Raw genomic sequence first — 20,960 nt, 5'->3', positions numbered from 1 at the left:
TGCAATTGATGTGTCAGTTGCCGCCATCCGCTGGAGCTGTCGCGCGGCGCTTTCGCTTGCTTGTGAAGCCACGCCCGGCATTCGTTGGGCAGGCGCTCCAGCGGCAAGCCGTCGTGCAGTAACCGCACCTGCACCCAAGGCAGCCAGCAGCGGATTTCATCCAGCATGCACAGTAACGCCAATATTCCTTCACCACGTGTGATCGCCAGAAGCCGTGCGCTCTGCAAGGGCACTGGCCAGGCACTACCCAAAGGGCCTGAATACCCCAGAAGCTCGCCTGGCTGCCCCAGAGGGTGTGCGCTACGGGTGGTCACCAGAAACCGCCCATCCACCCCGGGCAGGCTGACGTAGCTGCAAGGCCAGTGCTCGGTACGATTGGCCAGCAGGCAATACTGACCTGGCATCGCCTCGCTGAACTGCGCGCTGCACAGTGCAAGGCGCAGGCACTGTTGAATGCCCGGGCCCGGTAGGGTTTCAAGCAAGCGGACACTTCTGCTGTCGTCCCGCTCCATAGTCGCCTCGATCTTGTCTGGCTGTGTCGCGCAGTTTTCAGGCTAACCGCATGTCAGAGCGGGACTTTGATCAGTATCAAATCGATAAACGATGGTGGCAGCCAGCTGATTGATAAAGGTCAAACGCAAGGTTGACTGCCAGCGCAATATCGAGGCGTCTCCCAGGGAGGCATTACTCATTAGAGGAGGGCGCCATGTCCGAAGCAGCGAAGAAAGTACCTGTCACTTCCGCAACCACCCAACCTGCCAAGGTTACGCCGCCAAGTACCGAAACATCGGACTTGTGGCGCCCATTCCAGCAGTTGCGGCGTCAGATCGACAGCCTGTTCGACGATTTCGGTCGCCGGCCATTGCGCATGCCGTTCAGCCATACCCCGTTCGATGTCGAGCCATTCTGGCGTCGTGAACTGTTCAGCCATTGCATGCCGGCGATGGATATCAGCGAACTGGCCGATGAGTTTCGCATCAGCGCCGAACTGCCTGGTGTGGACGACAAGGACATCGAGATCAAGCTGGTCAATGGCAACGTTGTGATCCGCGGCGAGAAGCAGGAAGCGGTTGACGAAAAGCGCAAGGAGTACCACCTGTCAGAGCGGCACTACGGCAGCTTCGAGCGGGTCTTCCAGCTACCCCGTGAAGTAGACGTGGAAAAGATTAATGCACAGTTCGCGAAGGGCGTGCTGCTGGTGCATCTGCCCAAGCGTGCAGAAGCGATTCACCCCGAAAAAGTGATTCCTATCAAAAGCAGCAAGTGATTGACCCGACCGATTTCAGGAGCAGGGATGCTCCGTCTTCGCATCCGAACCCATACGCGGGCGCGCCATCGACAAGAGGGGGCGATCATGAACGATTTTCCAGGTACCGAGGAACTCGAAGGATTGGATGCCTGCTGGCGTGCCGCGAACTACCTTACCGTTGGCCAGATCTATCTGCAGAGCAACCCCGTGCTGGCCACCCCGCTGAAGTTGGCCGACATCAAGCCCAGGTTGCTGGGGCACTGGGGCACATCACCGGGGTTGAACCTGATCTACACCCATCTGAACCGGCTGATCCGCCATTACGATCTCAACATGCTCTTCGTCACCGGCCCTGGCCATGGCGGCCCGGCCATGGTTGCCCAGGCGTACCTGGATGGCACCTATACCGAGCTGAACCCTGCGATAGAACGCAATGCGCAGAAAGCTGTACCTGATCGAGCATGGCGAAGACATGCCTGAGGTTGCAAAATGGCACTGGACGCCGCACCCAGACGACTGAGCAGGCGCTATTTGGCTTTCCAGTATTTCTGCATTTCGAGGAACAGGAACGACGCGGTCCAGGTGATCAGCACCAGGCCTGTCAATGCTTGCAGGCCGGTGAGGTACTTGAGATGGCCGGTAGGGGCGATGTCGCCAAAGCCTATCGTGGTGTAGGTGGTGAAGGAAAAGTACACGCAATCCAAGAAGCTGCCGTCGAAGTTGCCACTGAGCGAGCCCCAGCCTTCGGCGTGAGTCATTAGGTAATACACCAGGGCGAAACACCAGACCTCCAGTGCATGGGCCAGCAGCGCGCCGAATACGCCTGCAACGATCCGGAATCGGCTCCACAGTTTCAGCCGCGGTAGCCAGTCGTTCAGGCGCAGCAGGCATTCGTAGTGGATGATCACCACTAGGATCACCACCAGCATGTTGATCAATGTGACGGTGAGCATGGTCGCTACTCGGACTGGAACGGCGTGTCATTTGGCCGCATCGACCAGATTATAGATGGCAGGCTCCTTGGCCTGCGGCAGCAGTGCCGGGAATTCTTCCGGGGTGATGGTTTCCTTGGCCAACAACAGGCGTGCCCCAGTGTCCAGGTCGGCGCATCGTTGCTCGAGCAAGGCCCGGGCACGGGCGTAGGCGTCTTCCACCAGGCCACGAATACCCAGGTCGATTTCGCGTGCAGTCTGCTCTGACTAGTCCTTGCGCTCCTGGCGCAACAACGATTCGCCCAGGTAACTGGCCTGCTGCCGCTCCAGCACTGCCTGGCCCAGTTCCGTGCTCATGCCGAATCGGGTGATCAGCTGGCGAGCAATGTCGGTGGCGCGCCCCAGATCGTCGGCGGCCCCGGTGGACACCTGACCGAATACCAGGCTTTCAGCGGCTCGCCCGGCCATCAGTACGACAATCCGGTCGCGGAGCATTTGCGCGGCACGCTGAGGGAGATTGATAAATGTCAGGCTACGGTGGACGGCGATGCCGATACTGGGGGTGTCTTGAGCATGCGCGAGGGCACCAACATGCAACGCTATCTGCTTGCCGGATTGTCCAGCCTGCTGCTGGCATCGGCATCGGGCTGTACCCCTTGGCACGCTGAAGAATACGACGCGCGCCTGGAGTCGGCCGAGAACAATGCGGCTACCGCCCGGTTGCGGGCCGATCAGGTGTGCTACCGCATAGACCTGGTCGAGCAGACCGCCAACGAGGCGCTGCGCAGAGCGACCCAGGCACAGGAACAGGTCCAGCAGTTGCTCCAGCAGGCCAAACGCAAGTGACCGCCATGTCACGGCGATGGCTGGATCCAAGCTTGTTGATGGTCTGCGTTCTGGCCTTGCTGCTCGGAGGGCTGGCCTATGCGGCGCAACAGCCGACCTGGGCTGCGCTGATCTGGGCCGCCGGCAGCGCGATCATGGCAGCGGTGCTGGCGGTGGAAATGGCCCAGCGTCTGGCCAGGCGTGAGGCGGGCATTGACCTGATCGCGCTGATGTCGATTGGCGCGGCCCTGGCCCTTGAGCAGATGCTGGTAGGCGCAGTGGTTGCACTGATGCTTGCCACGGGCCGTGAATTGGAGACTCTCAGCTTGCGTCACGCCGAGCGCGAGTTGCGGGCACTGATCGACCGGGCCCCTCAGCGGGCCTGGATTCAAGAGCAGGATGGCTTGCGTGAGGTACCGGTGGACGAAGTCCGCGCTGGGCAGAGTGTACTGGTGCGCCTGGGTGAGATCGTGCCGGTGGATGGGTGGTTGCAATCCGAGCAGGCAACCCTGGACGAAGCTGCGCTGACTGGCGAATCGTTACCCGTCACCCGCCATGCCGGTGAGCCGGTGGCCAGTGGGGTGACCAACTCCGGTGCGCCGCTGCTGTTGCTGGCCACGCATACCGCGGCGCAAAGTACCTACGCTGGCATCGTGCGTCTGGCCGAAGCGGCACGTCAGTCACGGGCACCCTTTATGCGCCTGGCCGACCGCTATGCGCTGGCGCTGATCCCGCTGACATTGCTCATTGCTGCGCTGGCGTGGTGGGCCAGTGGCGATGTGCAGCGAGTGCTTGCCGTGCTGGTGGTCGCCACGCCTTGCCCGCTGATACTGGCAGTACCGATTGCCATCATCTCAGGTATTTCGAGGGCTGCACGGCGCAACATACTCGTGCGTGACGGCGAGGTGCTTGAAGCCTTGGCCGGCATCCGCCAGGTGTTCCTCGACAAGACCGGTACCTTGACCAGTGGTCATGCCCAGTTGCAATCGATCGAACTGAAGGGGCAAGGCGTACCCTTGCAGATGCTGCAGTTGGCCGCTTCGTTGGCCCAGTCATCGACCCACCCGATTGCCCAGTCCATCGTTCATGCTGCCCGCCTGCGCAACCTGACGCTGACCGCTCCCGAGCAGGTGCAGGAAAGCCCCGGCCAGGGGCTTGCCGGGATTGTTCAAGGCAAGGCCGTACGCTTGGGCGCCCTGACCTACGTGCAGAACGAGAAGGACGATGGCCGGTGGGCACAGGCGCGTTTGCAGCAACTGGACTACCTGGCCAACAGTGGCAGTTTCGTGGCGGTTGACGGTGAGTTGAAAGCGGTACTGCGGCTGGCAGATGACCTGCGTCGGGAAACCCCCCAGACATTGCGCCGCCTGCGGGCGCGCGGGATCGAAAAGATCGTCATGCTCACCGGTGACCGCCCGGAAACGGCGGAAATGGTTGCGCTGGCGGCGGGTATCGACGAGCTTCGCTCGGGGCTCTCTCCAGAAGACAAGATTCGCCTGGTGCAAGACGGCTGCCGCATGACACCCTCGCTGATGGTCGGCGATGGCATCAACGATGCGCCAGCATTGGCGGCGGCCGATGTCGGGGTTGCCATGGGCGCTTCTGGCGTCACGGCGTCTGCCCAGGCGGCCGGTGTGGTGTTGCTGGTCGATCGCCTCGATCGATTGGTCGATGCCTTGGATATCGCTCGGCACGCCGTGTACATCGCCCGGCAGGGGGTATGGGTGGGCATGAGCCTGTCGTTGCTGGCCATGCTGGTTGCAGCCGCCGGTTACCTGCCCGCGCTAATGGGGGCGGTTTTGCAGGAAGCTATCGACCTGTTGATCATCGTCAACGCCTTGCGTGCGCTGGGCCCCTTGACGGCCAGGCGTCGCAGTGGGCTTGCCATCGAGGACCTGGATCGGTTGCAGGATGAGCATCGGCAACTGGACGGGTTGCTGACGGAGCTGAGCCAGATGGCCTGCGACTTCGCCAAACGCCCCATCGAGCAGGCGCGGGACGACCTGGGCAAACTGGTCACCGGGCTGCATGACCTTCTGGAACGCCACGAGCACGATGACGAGCGTCGTTTGTATCCGCTGCTGAGCCGCTTCATGCCCGGCGAAGATCCACTGTCGGCGATGAGCCATACCCACCGGGAAATCTTCCGACTCATCCATCTTCTTTCTTGCATGAGCCAAGATTTCAGCCGGGCGGCAGCGAGCCCGAGCCCTGATGAAATCCAGCACCAGCTGATACGCCTGGACACCTTGGCCAAGTTGCATTTCGACCAGGAAGAAGCCCTGTACCGGTACCTGGATCAACGCTGAGCGCGGTGTTCAGCGCCCTGTAGGATTGATAAAAATCAAGCACCCAACACGGTGCGGCGGGATGCTGACAACAGTTGTTTTCTGCCCTGGCCTGAACGGGAGGCAATACCATGCCCCACAGCAAAATCCTGTTTCGCTCCGCAGCGCGGGAGAAAATCCTCAGTGGTGCCACCCAGCTCGCCGATGCCGTGCGCGTTACGCTAGGGCCCAAATCGAAATCGGTACTGATGCAAAGCAGTTGGGGTAAACCGACTGTCTGCAACGATGGCGTGACCATCGCCAAGCGCGTCTATCTACAGGATCCAGAGGAAAACCTCGGCGCGCAGATGCTGCGCCAGGCGGCCGAGCGCACTAGTGAAGCGGTGGGTGATGGCACCAGTTTCGGTCGCCAGCATCCTGCTGCTGACCGAGGCAACCATGACCGATATCCCGGAAAAGCCAGCACCTTTGATGCAACCCCCAATCCCTGAGTGATCGGGCGAACTGATCATCGGAGGCTACCATGAGCCACTATCAACGCCTGTTGCTGATCCTGCGCCCAGCATTGTGCCAGTCCTGTGCCTTGGAACAGGCTGCCGCCCTGGCCAGGTCAAGTTCGGCCAGCCTGCACATCGTGGGTTTGCTGGAGTCGCTGGACAACCTCAGGTTCCTGGAGACAGGTGACACTCAGAGCGAGCGGCAGGCTTACCTGCAATCCCAGCAGGACCAGCTCGAGGCCCAGGCCAAGGTGCTGCGAGCCTCGGGTGTGCAAGTGACGACGGAAGTCGCCTGGAGCAGCGATCTGCAGGCGGATATTCTCGAACACGCCCTGGAGATGCAGCCGGATGTACTGCTCAAGCAGGTCGAGCACGAACCGGCGCTCAAGCGGGCCTTCTTTACCCCGTTGGACTGGCAGTTGCTGCGCCATTGCCCGATCCCGGTCTACCTGTTGGGCGCCGCCAGACCGGCCTTGCCTCGTCAGATCGTCGCGGCGGTGGACGTGGCCGATCCATCGCCTGAGGGCCAGGCGCGCAATAACAGCATCATCCAGCAGGCCAATGCGCTGGCCTTGCAGACTGGCGCGCAACTAGACCTGCTGTGCGCCTGTGACCTGACCATGGCCTACATGGGCGACATGGGATATGGCGCCTGGGCCATTGGCGACGTCGGCGAGTCCTTGCGCCACGCCCTGGAGGACGATTTCAAGGCGCTGGCCGACCGCTACGGTGCGCCGGCCGAACGCAGGCACTGCCTGCTGGGCCGCCCGGTCGCGGTGCTGAGTGAGTATGTCGAAACCCACCCGGTGGACGTGATCGTCATGGGCAGGCCGCTTGCCCGGGGGTTGGACCGACTGTTCGGCAGCACCACGGAGCATGTGTTGTACCAGATACCCTGCAATATCCTGGCGGTGTAGGGCCATGCGTCGGGGTTATGCGCCCCAGCCCCGGCGGTTGGCAAGCAACTCGGCGACCAGCGCGCTGGTATCGACGATATCCAGCTGCTGCAGGTATCGCACGGGCAGGCGAAAGGGCGCGATGCTGTCGGCCACCAGTACCCGTTCGAATACACCGCTGTCGAATAGCTCGCCACCAGTGGTGAACAGGCCATGGGTGGCAGCGGCCAGCATGCGGCTGGCTCCGGCCTGCCGGCAGGCCTGGGCTGCGCGCAGCAGCGTCTGCCCCGTGCTGATCAGGTCGTCGAACACGATGACAGTGCTGCCTGCCACGTCACCCACCAGATGTTCGCCGGTCAGGCCCGCCTGCTGGCGATGCTTTTCCATCATGGCCATAGATACCGGGCGCCCCAGCAGGTCCGCCAGAACCTGGCGAAACTGCTCGGCGCGTTTGATGCCGCCGATATCCGGCGACACGACCGTGACTGTCTGCTCACCGAGCAGGGGGGCTAGGTGTTGGGCGAATAGCTCGGTGCATTGCAGGTTCCAGCTCGGGATTCGGTAGGCGTTGTCGAAGGCGCTGGGGTTGTGTACGTCCAGTGCCACCACGCGGTCGACGCCGCAGTTTTCCATCAGGCAAGCTACATGGCGGGTGATGGTCGCATCCTGAAACTCCACCTTGCGGTCCTTGCGGCCATAACACAGGTAAGGCGTGACAGCCGTCACCTGGCTGGCACCGGCGTCCTTGAGCGCACCACAGAAGAACAGCAACCGGCACAGCTTGTCGTGTGCGCTGTGGTGCGCGTCGCCATAGAGCGAGTGAAAGACGATGACCGATCGACCGTCGACCGATTCGCCAGGCCAGCATTTGTGTTCTCCGTCCTCGTAGTCGCGCTCTTCATGTGCTGACAGTTTCCAGCCCAGGCGTTGCGCCACGGCATTCCCATAGGCCTGGCTGCCTCGCAGGGCGAACAGTAACGGCGGTGTGTCATTCATACCCTGAGCTCCAGAGGTCGTTCATAGCAACATAAGCTGCATGGGGCTGTGCGGTTTGACGTTTATCAAATCGGACATAGCCAGCAGACAGACACTCGGCAGGTAAGAGCATGCCAAGGCCTGCGCCCCTGTACCCTGCATGGAGAGTACGCCAATGGACAAACACCAGAAAAGCCACAAGGACAAACTGGATGGCGTGAAACCAGGCGGGTGATCGTTCAACCGTGGATTGCCAGAATGCTGGATTGAACCTTGTACAGGGTTTGCTCTGTAGTACTGCCAACGACCTTGCTCACCCCCTCGTGGTAGAGCGTACCCATCACCACCACATCGAAGCCATGCTTGTTCGCGTAGTCGCTGACCACGTTACGGGCAGCGCCTCGCACCAGGTGCAGGTGATCTGGCTTGATGCCGTAGCGGCCGCCGAACGTCGCCATGCGCTCGCGCGCGCGACCAGATATTTCCTCTACCAGCTTGTCAGTCCAGGCCACGGGTGCGGCGGCATAGGCAACGAAGCTGGTGCTGGGTTCATAGGCCTGCAGCAGATGCAGTTGCGCCTTGCATCGCTGTGCCAGTGCCTGCGCCGATTGCAGGATGTGGTCGTTGAGTTTGTCGATCACCGGGTCGTGCTCGACAAGATCCACGGCGACAAGTATGCGCGCTGGCAGCTTGGTTTCAGCCTGGGCCACCAGGTGCATCGGGATCGGGCAACGGCGCAGCAACTGCCAGTCCAAGGGGGTGAGCAGGGCACGGCTCAAGGCGGTTTCGTGCCTGATGTCCTTGATCACCATCTCCACCCGGTGCAGTTGGGCAAGCCGGATCAAGTCCGTGAGCGGGTCTTCATCGTCCAGTGTTTCGGCGTAGGCGGTAATGCCCAGTTCGCCCAGCGCCTTCACCTGGTCGGCGAGCCAAACCTTGCGGTGCTCGGCGTCCTGCTTGCGGGCATTGCTGCGCAGCACTTGGTCCAGTGTGGCCAGGCGTGAGGGCAGTTGACTGAGCACCACCAGGTGCAAGGTGGCTCCTGTCGTACTGGCCAGCGCCTGAGCACGCGTCAGGGCAGGCGAGGGGTGTAGGTCTGGATGGCAGATCAGTAGCAGTCGCGAGTAAGCGTTCATGATGGCCTCCACGGCGATGGCAGCCTCGATGAAGGCCCACCGGTATAGGCCAAGGGTGACGCACTGAGACTTGATGGCCTTGATATTTATCAAGTGCCGCGATGCATCGGGCCATGGCATTGGCTCAAGCGTCAGGTGCCTCCTTGCACGTACTGAGCATCCACACCCCCACTGAGCCAGGCCTGCCCGAGCCAGGGCAGCAAGCTTCACAACCTTCAAGGCCCCCGTCAGCAAATTGATTCAGACGGTATCGCCGGCTCGGCCATGGCGAATCAATTCCACGCTGAAATCTGCTTCGAAAGGCGGCACATGACATTCGACGATGTCCTGTTCGGCAACTTGCAGGTGTATACCCACGAAGTGTGCATGCACGGGTTGGCGGCAGGCGTGACGGTCAACGAGCACCGCGCTGAGTACCCGTCGCGCCCCAAGCTCAGCCAGGTAAGCACAGGTGCGCAGCAGGGAGTGCCCTTCGTACAGCACGTCATCGATCACCAGCAGGGTGGTATCCGCCAGTTTCAGGTTGGCCAACTCAGGGTTTTCGGTGAGCTGTGTATGGGCATGCAGGAGGCTGAGGTCGTCGGCGTAGCGTTTGACCTTGATCGGGTAGAGCGGCAGTGGCGCGGCACCACCGGTCAGTTGCTGCAAGTGCAGTTGCAGACGACGCGCCAAAGGCTCACCTCGGCGTTGAATCCCTACCAGTACCAAGGGCTGCGCAGGTATGAACGCCAGGGCCTGATGCGCCATTTTACGCAGCACGCTATTGAGATCTTGTTCGTCATACAGGCGAACGCGTGAGGAAGCGGGGCGGTTCATGATTTCTGTCCGAAGCCGGCCAATGGTCATTGGCAACTTACGCCGCCACCGCCAGTTCGACTTGATAAAAGCCAAGCACAGGTCAATTCCACGACGATGCTCGCGGGCGATGTCGAGTGCATTGAGGCTGGCACCGCCCGATGCGTAGCGGTCTTGCAGGTTAATTACTTCAACTGTTGACCTAAGATAACTTCTGCCGCCTTTGGGATCGCCGCGCCACGGACGCAGTGGTAGCGTTTTTAGACAGTCGTGTCGATCACGGTGGGTTGTCATGTATCAGAATCTGGCTGTCCTGGCTGCCTTGCTGGTGCTTTACGCCAACCTGGCCGGCGCGCTCGAATCCAGACCCGTCAACGGGCCCCTGTTGTTCCTGCTGGCGGGCCTGGTGACCGGCCCGGCTGGGCTCGGGTTGCTTAACCTTTCCTTGGATCGTCATGATCTTCGGCTACTGGCCGAGCTTACCCTGGCGATCGTGTTGTTCAGCGATGCTGCCCAGGCTGATCTGGCTCAGTTACGCCGCAACCGCAGCCTGCCGCTGCGCCTGCTGACGATCGGCTTGCCGCTGACCCTGGTCGCCGGTTGGCTAGCTGCGTGGCTGATGTTTCCACGCATGCCCTGGCTGGAAATGGCCCTGTTGTCGACGATCCTGGCCCCCACTGATGCCGCCCTTGGCAAGGCAGTGGTGACCAACCCCCTCGTGCCAGCCAATGTGCGTGAAAGCCTGAATGTCGAAAGCGGGTTGAACGATGGCATTTGCGTGCCGGTGCTGCTCTTGTTTCTGGCATTGTTGATGGAAAGCAGCTCGACGATGCCCTTTGCCCTGGGGGGATACTTCTTGATTGAGGAGTTGGGTATTGGCGCACTGACGGGGGCTGTGCTGGCGCTGATGGTGGGAGGGTTGTTGCGTCTTTCGCAGCGCCGCTGCCTGCAGGTGGAATCATGGCAACAACTGGTAATGCCCGCCCTTGCGTTGCTGAGTTTCGCCAGTGCCCAGGCAATGGGCGGAAGCGGTTTTATCGCAGCATTCTGCGCAGGATTGCTTACGGGCTATCTGTTCAATCGGGAAACGCAACTGCTGCTCAAGACCGGCGAATCCTGCGGTGAAGCGCTTTCGCTGCTGACCTGGGTGGTGTTCGGTGCCTACGTTGCGCCCAAGGCCTCGCAAATCCTGTCGCCCTCGGTATGGTTCTACGCGCTGCTGAGTCTGTCGCTGGTGCGTATGGTGCCTGTCTGGGTCAGCCTTGCCGGGAGCGAATTGACTGCCGATAGCCGTCTGTTCATTGGCTGGTTCGGGCCGCGTGGTCTAGCGTCTATCGTTTTCGCTGTGCTGGTACTCGATGCACCGTTGCAAGAGGGCAGCACGATCATCGCCACGACTATCGCTTGCGTCGTGCTCAGCGTGGTATTGCACGGCATAAGCGCTTCACCTGGGGCCCGTCGGCTGGGACGCAGCGTTCGAAAGTGAGGTGTGGCATACCAGCGATCGGTTCTTCGACAGGCTTTCGCGAAGGTTGCAGCCATGCGTGATAAAGCAAAGAAAATGGGCCTGGTCGGCCTGACGACACTGGTCACGGTAAACATGATGGGGGCCGGCATCTAGTTGGCGGGGATGGTGATGACTGGTGTTTCCGGCGCGACGTCCCTATGGGAATGTTTCCCGCCGAACACCAGGCCTGCCTTAATGACTTTGGGAAACACCAGCACGGTCTTTCTAACGACAGGCTTCGGCTACTGATGCTCTCAAGCGCGATGTGACTTTTGTACAGTCAAATGGCAGGGGGCTCGGGCGACAGGTAGGGCAGCAGCCGTTCAGTTTCTTTCTTCACCACGGCATAGCATTCGCAACTGAGCCGCTCCAGGTGTGCTCTGTCCAGCACCCTGATGTTTCCCCGGCTGTACTCGATCACACCTAGGCGCTGCAATTTGCCCGCAGCATCGGTCACCCCTTCACGGCGTACGCCTAGCATGTTGGCGATGAGTTCCTGGGTCATGCACAGGCGGTCTCCCGGCAGGCGATCTAGCGACAGCAGCAGCCAGCGGCACAGTTGCTGGTCGATGGAATGATGGCGGTTGCACACCGCTGTTTGAGCCATCTGGGTAATCAGTGCCTGGGTGTAGCGCAGCATAAGCACCATAAGTTCGCCATGGCGATTGAACTCGTCCTTGAGCCGCTGCCCCGGCAGGCGATAGGCATACCCTGCGCTTTGCACGATCGCTCGGCTGGGCGTGCTTTCACCGCCCATGAACACCGCAATCCCGACTAGGCCTTCATTGCCCACTACCGAGATTTCGGCCGAGGAGCCGTTCTCCATGACATAAAGTAAAGAGACAATCGAGTCGGTAGGAAAGTAGACATGGCGCATTGCGTCGCCAGATTCGTAGATTGCCTTGCCCAGTGGCAGTTTCACCCGTTCCAAATGAGGCTCCAGCCGGCTGAGCGTCTGCACTGATAATGCAGCCAGCAGATGATTCTGTTGGGGGGGGGGCGAGGGTTGCATGTTCGGGACCGTCGAGGGCAGGTTTTGTCAAAACAAGATTAGCCCAGCAGGACTGCAGTTTCCCACCCAAGTTCGCGCGCTGTCGAACGGTTCAGTTCGTAGGCAAGAGGCAGCTTTGGCACTGGGCGATTACCTGATGCAGCTTTCCATCATCCTTCAGTTGCAGTGTGGCATGGGCAAGCAACTGGCCATCCAGGCGGAGGGTCCGTTCGGCGCTGGCGCTGTTGCGCACTTCAATGCGGTAGTAGGTATTTCCATAACGGTAGTGCAGTACACAACCTGGCCAGCCTGCCGGTAACAGCGGGCGTAGCCGCAGGGTGTCACCGCTACGTTGCAGGCCCAGCAGGCTTTCGGTTATTAGGCGATACATCCAGCCCGCGGAGCCCGTGTACCAGCTCCAGCCTCCCCGCCCTGCGTGGGGGGTTATGGCGTAGACGTCGGCGGCCATGACATAGGGTTCTACTTTGTAGGTATCGATCAGTGCGCTACAACCCTGGCGTATTGGGTTAATCAAGCGCAATAGCTCCCAGGCCCTGTCTGCGTCTCCTAGGTGGGCATATGCCATGCTCGCCCAGATCGCCGCATGGGTGTATTGTCCGCCATTCTCACGCACGCCAGGCAGGTAGCCCTTGATGTAGCCAGGGTCCAGATCGCCCTGGTCGAAGGGAGGATCGAGCAGTTTCACGATACCGATATCGCGTATTACCAGGTGGTGATCCAGCGCCCCCATGGCGGCGCGTGCGCGCTCGGCCGACGCGACCCCGGACAGCACCGCCCAACTTTGTGCGAGCGAGTCTATACGGCACTCCTGATTGCTTGCCGATCCCAGTGCCTGGCCATCGTCGAACCATGCGCGGCGGTACCAACCGCCATCCCAAGCGTGCTGCTCAAGGTTTTCGGCAAGGACGGCGGCTTGCCTGGTGCAGTGCACTGCGAAGCCAGTGTCACCATGGCGTAGAGCGAGGTCGCCGAACGCCCGCAACACCTCATGACCGAAGAAGCCCAACCATACACTTTCGCCCCGACCTTGTTCGCCGATGCGGTTCATACCGTCATTCCAGTCGCCGCTGCCTATCAACGGCAGGCCATGGACTCCACACTGTAGGGCGTGCCCGAGGGCACGCTGGCAATGCTGGTACAGGCTCTCGACCAGGTGCGAGTGGGCTGGCAGGTCGTAATAGGATTCTTCGCCGACATTGAGTTCACGCCCTTCCAGGTAGCCGACCGGCTCGTCCAGTACCGCTTGGTCTCCCGTGATCTCCACGTAGCGGCTGGTCGCCAGCGGCAGCCAGAGCAGGTCGTCCGAGCAGCGGGTACGGACACCGCGCTGCATGGGTGGGTGCCACCAGTGCTGGACATCGCCTTCGACATACTGATGCGCGGCACACGCAAGGAGGTGCTCGCGCGCGGCCGCCGGGGCAGCGTGCAGCATTGCCATACTGTCCTGTAACTGGTCGCGAAAACCGATGGCACCACCGGACTGGTAGAAGCCGCTGCGCGCCCAGAAACGGCAGGCAATTACCTGGTACATCAACCAGCCGTTGGCCAAGACATCCAACGAGGGTTCGGGGGTTTCGATCCGCAGGGCGCCCAGGGTCTGGCGCCAGTAGATCTGAACCTTGTCGAACGCTTCCATGGCTGCCCGTAGGCCGCGGTATTGCTGCACACACCGGGTAGCGGTCTTGGCATCCTGCTCGGCCCCCAGGCGGAACACCACCTCACGGCTTTCGCCGGCCTCCAGCAGCACGCTGACCCGCAGCGCCGCGCAGGGATCCAACCCTGCGCCCGTGCGCCCCGACAACCGCGCCTGGCGCATGCCGGCCGGCGCTTGAGAATCGCCGTTGCGACCGAGGAACTCGCTGCGATCGCAGGTGATGCTATCAAAAGGCAGGTCGCAGTCGAGAAACGCCACATGTCCGCAAAACTCTACGGCATAGGTATTACGGGCGAACAAGGCACCGCTGACCGGGTCGGTCTCGCTGACCACATGCATAGCAGACTTGCTGCGCAGGTCGCCAAGAACCCACTCGGCGAAGCAGGTCACAGATAACCGTCGTACTCGCCTAGAGTGGTTGTGCAATTTGAGTCGGCTGAACTTGACCGGGGCATCCAGCGCTACATGCACCCAAAGCTCACTGCGCAGGTCATCCTCGGTATACTCGAACACGCTGTAGCCAAAGCCATGCCGGGTGCAATAACGGCCAGGGCCAGGACAGGGCTGCGGAGTCGGCGACCAGTAGTGCCCGCTGTCCTCGTCACGCAGGTACAAGGTTTCGCCGCTGGGGTCGGTGACGGGGTCATTGTGCCAGGGCGTCAACCGATACTCGTGTGCGTTCTCGTACCTGCTGTAGGCGCTGCCAGCCTCCGAGACCACGCTGCCGAACCGTGGGTTGGCCAGGATATTGACCCACGGTGCCGGTGGCGGCTTGTCGGGGATCAGAGGGATGACGTACTCGCGACCATCGGCACTGAACCCCCCGTAGGGGTTGGCAAGCATCAGCGCGAGCTGGCCCGTTGGCAGGTGGTTGGCGGGCTCGGGTCGGGTGTAGGCCGGGTTCGGCTGGAAGGCGGGTGGTACAGGAGGCTGACGGCGCCGATGCAGTTGCTCGGCCAGCGTGCCATGGCTGTCGTTGAGCACCAGCCGCGCTACCGAAAGCGTCAGGATCCTGTCCTCTTCGGACAACTGTTGTGCAGGGCGTACGAATATCCCACCGGGGCGATCGAGCAGGGCTGCCTCGCTGCCGGAGGCGACAATACCCATGATCAGCTCCTGCAACTGCTGACGGTAGCCGGCCTGGTCTTCGTTCCAGATCACCAGGTCGAGTGTCAGGCCCTTCTGACGCCAGTAGGCATGGGCAAGCACCATCTGCTTGACCAATTGAAGGTTGGCGAGGTCGCCAATCTGTACCAGCACGATTGGTAGATCACCCGACAGTCCCTGGCTCCACAGGCCGGACTGGTTGCGCCGGTTGCTGGCCAGCAGGGCCCCGCTAGCGCGTAGGCCGGCATTGGGGTAGATCACCGATGCGGCCATTTGCTCGAACAGTCGGGCATCGGCCACCGAACCATTGAGCTGGCGCAACAGGACCTGGCTATGCGGCCAGGCGAGGTCGAACACCCGGTCGGCCAGGTGGCGGTCGCGGTACTTGGCGACTTGCTGAAGGCAGGCGTCGCGGCTGTCGGCGACGCCAGTGACCAAGTCGACTGTTACTGTCTGGCCTGGCGTCAGGGTTATGCGGCAGCGGATCGCCACGATCGGATCGAGCACCGCCCCCGCACTGCCGGATAACGTCTCAGTGTCATAGTCCAGTGCTGCCGGTGCCACGAGGGTACGGCCGCGGCCTATGAAGCGGGCCCGATCTGTCTCATAGGACACGGCATCGATATCGGCGCCATGCACGGCCAGAACATGACACATCCACGGCACGGCGTCCTGCAGCGAGCGGGGCCGCCGGGTGCAGAGGATGGCCTGCAACGGCTGAATCAGTTCGGTCTGGATGAACAACTTGCTGAAGGCCGGGTGCAACGCATCGCTCAGTGCCGGCGCCAGCACCACTTCGGCATAACTGGTCAGTTCCAGGATGCGGCGCTCGTCGCCATGGTTGGTCAGGTGCAGGCGACGTAATTCGATGTCGTCTTCGGGGGAGACGGCAATTTCAGTATGGCAATCGAAGTTTCGTTCGCGAATGCGGAATTCCGCCCGGCCGTCGCTGAAAATTGCCTCCTGGTTTCTGGTTCGGTGGTGGGTCGGCTGGTAGGTGTTGGACCAGTACGCGCCGCTGGCGACGTCGCGCAGATAGCAGAAGTTTCCTAAGTCGTCGTGGCTGGCGTCCTCGCGCCAACGGGTGACCGCCAGGTCGTTACGCCGACTGTAGCCACTACCCACGTGATTGACCATTACGTGGTAGTGGCCATTGGAGAGCAGTTGGACGGCGGGGTGTTGCCGGTTCGGTTCGCTGAATAGGCGCAGTCGTGTTTCGGCGGTGCGCTCTGCGGCCTCCACGGCCGATGCCTGAAGTGAATGAAGGTACGGGGCTGCCGTTTTCGGGACTCGCTCTTGCAACAGCAGCATGCTGGCCTGGAACTGTGGGTCCGAGGCGAAGCGCCGTTGCATGGGCTTGCCAAGTAGTAGGGAGGTCAGGGCGAGAAAGCTCATGCCTTGGTGATGGGCCATGAACGAGCGGATCACCACAGAGTCCTGCCCGAGGGGTAGCCGTGTCTTGCTGTAGTCCACCGCCTCGTACAGCCCGAAACGTCCGGCAAGTCCGAGCCTGCCAAGGCGCTGCAGGTTATGGCAGGCGGCAGTGGGCGCCACCATCAAGGCGAGCGCGCTGGCGTAAGGGGCAACCACGTGCTCCTCGCCCAGACCGCGCTTCAGGCCAAGGCCGGGAACACCGAATGCACGGTATTGGTAGTTGAAGTGAGCATCCAGCGCATTGTAGGCCGACTCTGAAACCCCCCAAGGAATGCCCAACAGGTTGCCATGTTTGATTTGCCGGTCGACGGCGGCCTTGCAGGTTTGGTCGAGCAAGGTCCCCTCATAGCTGGGCATCACCAGCAGAGGCATCAGATACTCGAACATCGAACCGGACCAGGACAGCAGAACCGGTACGCCAGAATTGCTGGTGAGTAGTCGGCCAAGGGCGAACCAACTGTCCTGGGGTACCTGTCCCTGGGCGATGATCACGAAATTGGTCAAGCGCATCTCCGACGCCAGCAGGTCGTAGAATGCTGAATCCAGTCGATGCTCATCGGCGTTGTAGCCGATGGCGAAAAGATCCCGGTGGGTGTCGTAGAGAAAGGTGAAGTCCATGGTGGCCAAGGTTGTAATGCGCCTTGCCAAGGCTTGCGCTTGAGCGATGCGCTGGCGGGCCAGCGCTCGAACGTTGCTCACTGCCAGCCGCTCGGAGAGCGGCCATTGGCCCGGTTCGAGCTCTGCCAATTGTCGCCAACTCAACGGTGTCTGGGGCGCTAGGTCGTTGCCAGGGGGTAATTGGAAACCCTGCAACTCCGTGCACAGGTCGAGGCACTGCGTATGCAGGGCCTGCAACCAGAACACACAGTCATCGGTTTCCTCGGCCCCAGGTGATGGGGGAGTCAAACCTGGCAGTTGCTCGGCCAGCAGCGACATCTGGGTGACTGGCAGGTTGCCTGATCGCTCATGGGCTTGCTGCACCTGTTCACGCAAAGCTTCTATCTCCCTTGCGTCACGGCCTGAGCGGCTGAAGGCGTCGAGCAGGGTGTCGAAGGTGTCGAGCAGCCCCAGGGTCAGGCGCTGGTCCAGCATGGGGGTATCTGCCATTTCCAGAAGCCCGGGTCTCAGCGTCAGGAGCAGAGCGGCCAGGTTGCCGCTGTCCACCGCCGAAACATACTGTGGTGACAGTGGTTTGAGGGTCTGGGTGTCGTACCAGTTGTAGAAATGCCCCCTGTAGCGCTCCAGGCGGCTCATGCTGTCGAGTATCTGCGCCAGGCGTTCGAACAGGCGGCCGGCACTCAGATAACCGAAGTCATGGGCCGCCAGGTGTGAGAGCAGGGCCATGCCCATGTTGGTCGGCGACGTGCGGTGAGCGATGCTGGCGAAGGGCGGCTCCTGGAGGTTATCGGGCGGCAACCAGTTATCCTCAGGGCCGACATGACGGTCGAAGAACGCCCAGTTGCTGCGGGCCAGCCGATGCAGAAAGCGCAGATCCTCAGCCAACGGTGTGAACGTGACCTGACCACGCGGACGGCTGAGCCACCAGGCCAGTGCCGGCCCGAGCAGCCAGAGGGCGAGGATGGGTGATGCAAGCAGCAACACCCTAGGCTGCATCGACAACACGCTGGCCAGCACCAGTACCAGGGCTGGTTGCATCCATTGCTCGCGATAAACCGCCTGGAGCGTATCGGCGCTTGTGCGCTCCTCCTCCCGCGAGGGGTTCCATTGAAGCAGTCGATGTTTGCTGACGACCAACCGCCAAAGGGTGCGCAGGATGGCATCCAGGCTGTAGTTGGTCTCGAACGGTAACCAGGCCAGTGACAGACCGGCACGAACGAAGAAGGTGCCCGAGGTGCGCAGGGCCGCAAGCAAGTGTTCGGAAAATGGTACATCGGTAGTTTTGCGCAACAGCTCGAGCAATGAATCCAGCAGTGGGCGAGTCAGCAGCAACCCCAGCAGTGCAAGCGTCCAGGGCAATGCCGAGGCGCTGGCCAGCCAGCCCCACAGCAGCACCGTTAACAGGGCTGCCGGCTCCAGGCTGCGGCGCAGATTGTCGAGGATTTTCCAGCGCGACAGTGCGTTTAGCGGACTTTGCGCGAGACCGTGGGTGCCTGTGCGCAGCCACGGTACAAGCCACGGCAGCAGTTGCCAGTCCCCCCGTATCCAGCGGTGGCGGCGCTTGATATCGACGCTGTAGCGCGCCGGATATGCTTCGAATAACTGCACGTCGCTGAGCAGGCCGGAGTGGGCATAGCAGCCTTCGATCAGGTCATGGCTGAGCACGCGATTGTCGGCAAAGCGGCCATCCAGTGCCTGTTCGAAGGCATCCACCGCGTAGATGCCTTTGCCGATGAAGGAACCGCTCAAGAACAGGTCTTGGTAGACGTCAGAAACGGCCTGGGTATAGGGATCGACACCGGCCTCGCTGCCGAACAGCCGAGCGTAGGTCGAGCGCGACACACTGGGTAGGCTGATGCCTACCCGCGGTTGCAGGATCGCGTACCCAGAGCGCACGCGACCGGTCTGTGCGTCGAAGCGTGCGCGGTTCAATGGATGCTGCATGGCCCCGACGAGCTTCTGGGCTACACCGCGCGGCAACTGGGTGTCAGTGTCCAAGGTGATGACATAGCGCACGCGCTCGAGCTTTTGCAGATCGCCGACGATGCGCATGAAGCACCCGTCCCCGTGGCCACGCAGGAGGGCATTGAGTTCGGCAAGTTTGCCGCGCTTGCGCTCACGCCCCATCCAGCATTGTTCGGTTCCGTTCCACGCGCGTGGCCGATGCAACAGAAAGAAGCGTTCGCAGCCTGGGCTTGGGTATTTGTGGTTCAGCGCCCGGATACCTTCGCTGGCCAGGTCGAGTAGGGCCATGTCTTCAGGGCATGTCTGTTCAGGGGCATCCATGAAATCGCTCAACAGCGCGAAATGCAGGTGCTCATCACGGTTTGCCAGAAAGCGCACTTCCAGCCCCTCGACCAGTTCTTCTGCATCGCTGGCAGTGGCTAGCATGGTGGGCACCACGACCAATGTCTTGGCGTCAGCAGGAATCCCGGACGAGTAGTCCAGCCGTGGCAGGAAGGAAGGTTTCACGGTCAGGGTCACCAGCCAGTTAACAAGGCCAATGGCCAGGCGGCTGGTCGTCAGCACTATCGGTAGGGCCATGACCGTGAGTACCCATGCGGGCCAGCCCTCAACGTCAATGGACCGTATGAAGCCCCAGGCCAACAGGCACGACAGCAGAATCACAGGCACCAGGTAGAATACCAGCGGCGCTCGGTGCAACAGGCGTTGCCACCGCTCGGCAAGTGGAATACGGGCCGCGAGCCGTCGCTCCAGCGATGGCAGGCCGCCCCCTGCCAGGTAGAAACCAACATGCTCGGTCTGGTCTCCAGGCCGGGGGGCTGCGGCCTGAGCGAGCTCGATAGCCGCCTGCGCCACTTCTTTCTCATTGAATGCGCTATGGCGTGCCACCTGTTCGACCACATGCCGATAGTGATCACGACTGGCAAAGTCCATCGCTGGGTATACCGAGGCCGGGTCCTGACGCAGGATCTGTTCGACATGACTCAGGTTTTCGACGAACAGCTTCCAATCGATGGTCGACAATAGCCGCAAGCTTCCAATGCTGTTGCTGATGGACACTTGGTCGATAGCCTGCTGCTGGGCATCGAGTTGTACATTGCGTTCGATGCTGAGCGCTGACTCGCTGAGCATCTGTTCGACCCAGGCAAGCGGTTGCGTCAGTAGAGTGCTGTGGCCTTGAAGACGCCTTGCCAGTTCGGCAACAAAGGCGGGGGGCATCGGTGGTTCCGAGCGGGCCATGTCCGCCACCACCAGCACTACGCTCTTGGCATCGCGCTCGGCGGTTTCCCCAAGCTGGTCGGCCCAGGCATTGGCCAGATCGCGGTCAGCCCAGTTGGCCATGACCCGTGCTGCCACCCGGCGCAGATTTTCGATCAGCGCCAGCCGTAACATAATCGGGATTGCCCAGAGTTCTCCAAGGGTCAGTGTCCCGACCTGCTGATAGGCCTCGACAAAAAGGCTGAGGCTCTCGGCGTCGACCCGGCCATCGCCGTGGGAGATGGTTTCCAGCGCGATGTCGTAGACCCGTGGCAGGCCGGCCGAGGGGCCGTTGTCCAGCCGCGGCAGTTGCAGGCTGTAGTCTGTCGGCAGATGACGTTTGGCGATGCGGATATGGGTCTCGACCAGGTAGAAGTTGTCGAGCAACCATTGCGCCGCTGGCAGCGCTGGGCGCGAGCTGGGCAGAGCGCCAGCAAGGGAGGTACAACAGGTGGAGAGCATCCGCTCGTTGTCAGCCAGACGGTCGAGCAGCGAATCATCTGCGGGCAGTTGGCTCAAACGATGCTGGCTAGCAAGCCAGGTGCCGTGTTCCGCCATTTGCTTGGCGCTATACAGCTCAGACCGGAGCAGGCTCTCGTAGGTGAACGAATGGCGGGGCGATCGCCAGGGTCGCGCATGGCCAGGCAGGCGTTTAACGAAGGCGAGCGCGCGAAGCCAAGGATTGTCCATGGTGTCCTGGAGTACCGAGATCTGGCCGGTCAGCACTCAGTTTGAGGGGAGGCGCAAAGGAGGTCTGTTCGGTAGCGAACAGACCTGTCATGGCATCGCGCTCATCCTGCTCCTATGCACCGC

Annotated in this window: 11 protein-coding genes and 3 pseudogenes; 7 read left to right on the top strand and 7 right to left on the bottom strand. The window is 61.5% G+C overall.

Features of this window, described 5'->3' with window-relative positions:
• Positions 1-706 precede the first annotated feature (706 nt).
• Complete coding sequence (locus tag D8767_RS16140) at positions 707-1,267, top strand: Hsp20/alpha crystallin family protein (RefSeq protein ID WP_016714188.1); 561 nt, start codon at positions 707-709, stop codon at positions 1,265-1,267.
• Between the two features lie 87 nt (positions 1,268-1,354).
• Positions 1,355-1,687: pseudogene (locus D8767_RS16135) on the top strand (xylulose-5-phosphate phosphoketolase); the annotation flags it as partial.
• Between the two features lie 89 nt (positions 1,688-1,776).
• Here the strand turns inward: D8767_RS16135 and D8767_RS16130 are convergent.
• On the bottom strand, positions 1,777-2,202 hold the full coding sequence (locus D8767_RS16130) for a potassium channel family protein (RefSeq protein ID WP_016714186.1): 426 nt from the start codon (positions 2,200-2,202) through the stop codon (positions 1,777-1,779).
• Positions 2,203-2,229: 27 nt separating this feature from the next.
• A pseudogene (locus tag D8767_RS16125) lies at positions 2,230-2,685 on the bottom strand (cell division protein FtsH); the annotation flags it as partial.
• An 87-nt stretch (positions 2,686-2,772) separates the two neighbouring features.
• Between D8767_RS16125 and D8767_RS16120 the strand changes: the two are divergent.
• The 4 genes and pseudogenes from D8767_RS16120 to D8767_RS16105 all read left to right on the top strand — a co-directional run bounded on the left by D8767_RS16120 (position 2,773) and on the right by D8767_RS16105 (position 6,708).
• Positions 2,773-3,027: a hypothetical protein gene (locus D8767_RS16120; RefSeq protein ID WP_024086880.1), complete on the top strand. Its 255-nt coding sequence runs from the start codon at positions 2,773-2,775 to the stop codon at positions 3,025-3,027.
• A gap of 5 nt (positions 3,028-3,032) precedes the next feature.
• Positions 3,033-5,315: a heavy metal translocating P-type ATPase gene (locus D8767_RS16115; RefSeq protein ID WP_029380302.1), complete on the top strand. Its 2,283-nt coding sequence runs from the start codon at positions 3,033-3,035 to the stop codon at positions 5,313-5,315.
• Between the two features lie 110 nt (positions 5,316-5,425).
• Positions 5,426-5,695: pseudogene (locus D8767_RS16110) on the top strand (TCP-1/cpn60 chaperonin family protein); the annotation flags it as partial.
• 122 nt (positions 5,696-5,817) lie between these two features.
• Positions 5,818-6,708, top strand: a complete 891-nt coding sequence (locus D8767_RS16105) for a universal stress protein (RefSeq protein WP_016714180.1) — start codon at positions 5,818-5,820, stop codon at positions 6,706-6,708.
• Positions 6,709-6,723: 15 nt separating this feature from the next.
• Here D8767_RS16105 and D8767_RS16100 read toward each other — a convergent pair whose 3' ends face one another.
• From D8767_RS16100 to D8767_RS16090, 3 genes are all read right to left on the bottom strand, one after another.
• Positions 6,724-7,683, bottom strand: coding sequence for a ribose-phosphate pyrophosphokinase (locus tag D8767_RS16100; RefSeq protein WP_016714179.1), 960 nt, complete (start codon positions 7,681-7,683; stop codon positions 6,724-6,726).
• Positions 7,684-7,901: 218 nt separating this feature from the next.
• Positions 7,902-8,891, bottom strand: coding sequence for a universal stress protein (locus D8767_RS16095; protein ID WP_029380301.1), 990 nt, complete (start codon positions 8,889-8,891; stop codon positions 7,902-7,904).
• Positions 8,892-9,038: 147 nt separating this feature from the next.
• On the bottom strand, positions 9,039-9,614 hold the full coding sequence (locus D8767_RS16090) for a bifunctional pyr operon transcriptional regulator/uracil phosphoribosyltransferase (protein ID WP_016714177.1): 576 nt from the start codon (positions 9,612-9,614) through the stop codon (positions 9,039-9,041).
• 271 nt (positions 9,615-9,885) lie between these two features.
• Between D8767_RS16090 and D8767_RS16085 the strand changes: the two genes are divergently transcribed.
• Entirely contained in the window at positions 9,886-11,079 is a 1,194-nt protein-coding gene (locus D8767_RS16085) for a sodium:proton antiporter (RefSeq protein ID WP_016714176.1), read from the top strand.
• Positions 11,080-11,380: 301 nt separating this feature from the next.
• On the opposite strand, the gene D8767_RS16080 is transcribed toward D8767_RS16085, so the two are convergent.
• Positions 11,381-12,112: a Crp/Fnr family transcriptional regulator gene (locus D8767_RS16080; RefSeq protein WP_063977190.1), complete on the bottom strand. Its 732-nt coding sequence runs from the start codon at positions 12,110-12,112 to the stop codon at positions 11,381-11,383.
• 91 nt (positions 12,113-12,203) lie between these two features.
• Positions 12,204-20,837, bottom strand: a complete 8,634-nt coding sequence (locus D8767_RS16075) for a GH36-type glycosyl hydrolase domain-containing protein (protein WP_029380299.1) — start codon at positions 20,835-20,837, stop codon at positions 12,204-12,206.
• Positions 20,838-20,960: the final 123 nt, after the last annotated feature.

The organism is Pseudomonas sp. LTGT-11-2Z, assembly GCF_003691445.1.
Lineage (GTDB): Bacteria > Pseudomonadota > Gammaproteobacteria > Pseudomonadales > Pseudomonadaceae > Aquipseudomonas > Aquipseudomonas monteilii.
Note: the sequence above shows the minus strand (reverse complement) of the source record. Positions and strands in the feature narration are given on the sequence as shown.

Coding starts and splice junctions, on each gene's coding strand:
- D8767_RS16140 (WP_016714188.1), top strand. CDS start 707: ATGTCCGAAGCAGCGAAGAAAGTACCTGTCACTTCCGCAACCACCCAA.
- D8767_RS16130 (WP_016714186.1), bottom strand. CDS start 2,202: ATGCTCACCGTCACATTGATCAACATGCTGGTGGTGATCCTAGTGGTG.
- D8767_RS16120 (WP_024086880.1), top strand. CDS start 2,773: ATGCAACGCTATCTGCTTGCCGGATTGTCCAGCCTGCTGCTGGCATCG.
- D8767_RS16115 (WP_029380302.1), top strand. CDS start 3,033: ATGTCACGGCGATGGCTGGATCCAAGCTTGTTGATGGTCTGCGTTCTG.
- D8767_RS16105 (WP_016714180.1), top strand. CDS start 5,818: ATGAGCCACTATCAACGCCTGTTGCTGATCCTGCGCCCAGCATTGTGC.
- D8767_RS16100 (WP_016714179.1), bottom strand. CDS start 7,683: ATGAATGACACACCGCCGTTACTGTTCGCCCTGCGAGGCAGCCAGGCC.
- D8767_RS16090 (WP_016714177.1), bottom strand. CDS start 9,614: ATGAACCGCCCCGCTTCCTCACGCGTTCGCCTGTATGACGAACAAGAT.
- D8767_RS16085 (WP_016714176.1), top strand. CDS start 9,886: ATGTATCAGAATCTGGCTGTCCTGGCTGCCTTGCTGGTGCTTTACGCC.
- D8767_RS16080 (WP_063977190.1), bottom strand. CDS start 12,112: ATGCAACCCTCGCCCCCCCCCCAACAGAATCATCTGCTGGCTGCATTA.
- D8767_RS16075 (WP_029380299.1), bottom strand. CDS start 20,837: ATGGACAATCCTTGGCTTCGCGCGCTCGCCTTCGTTAAACGCCTGCCT.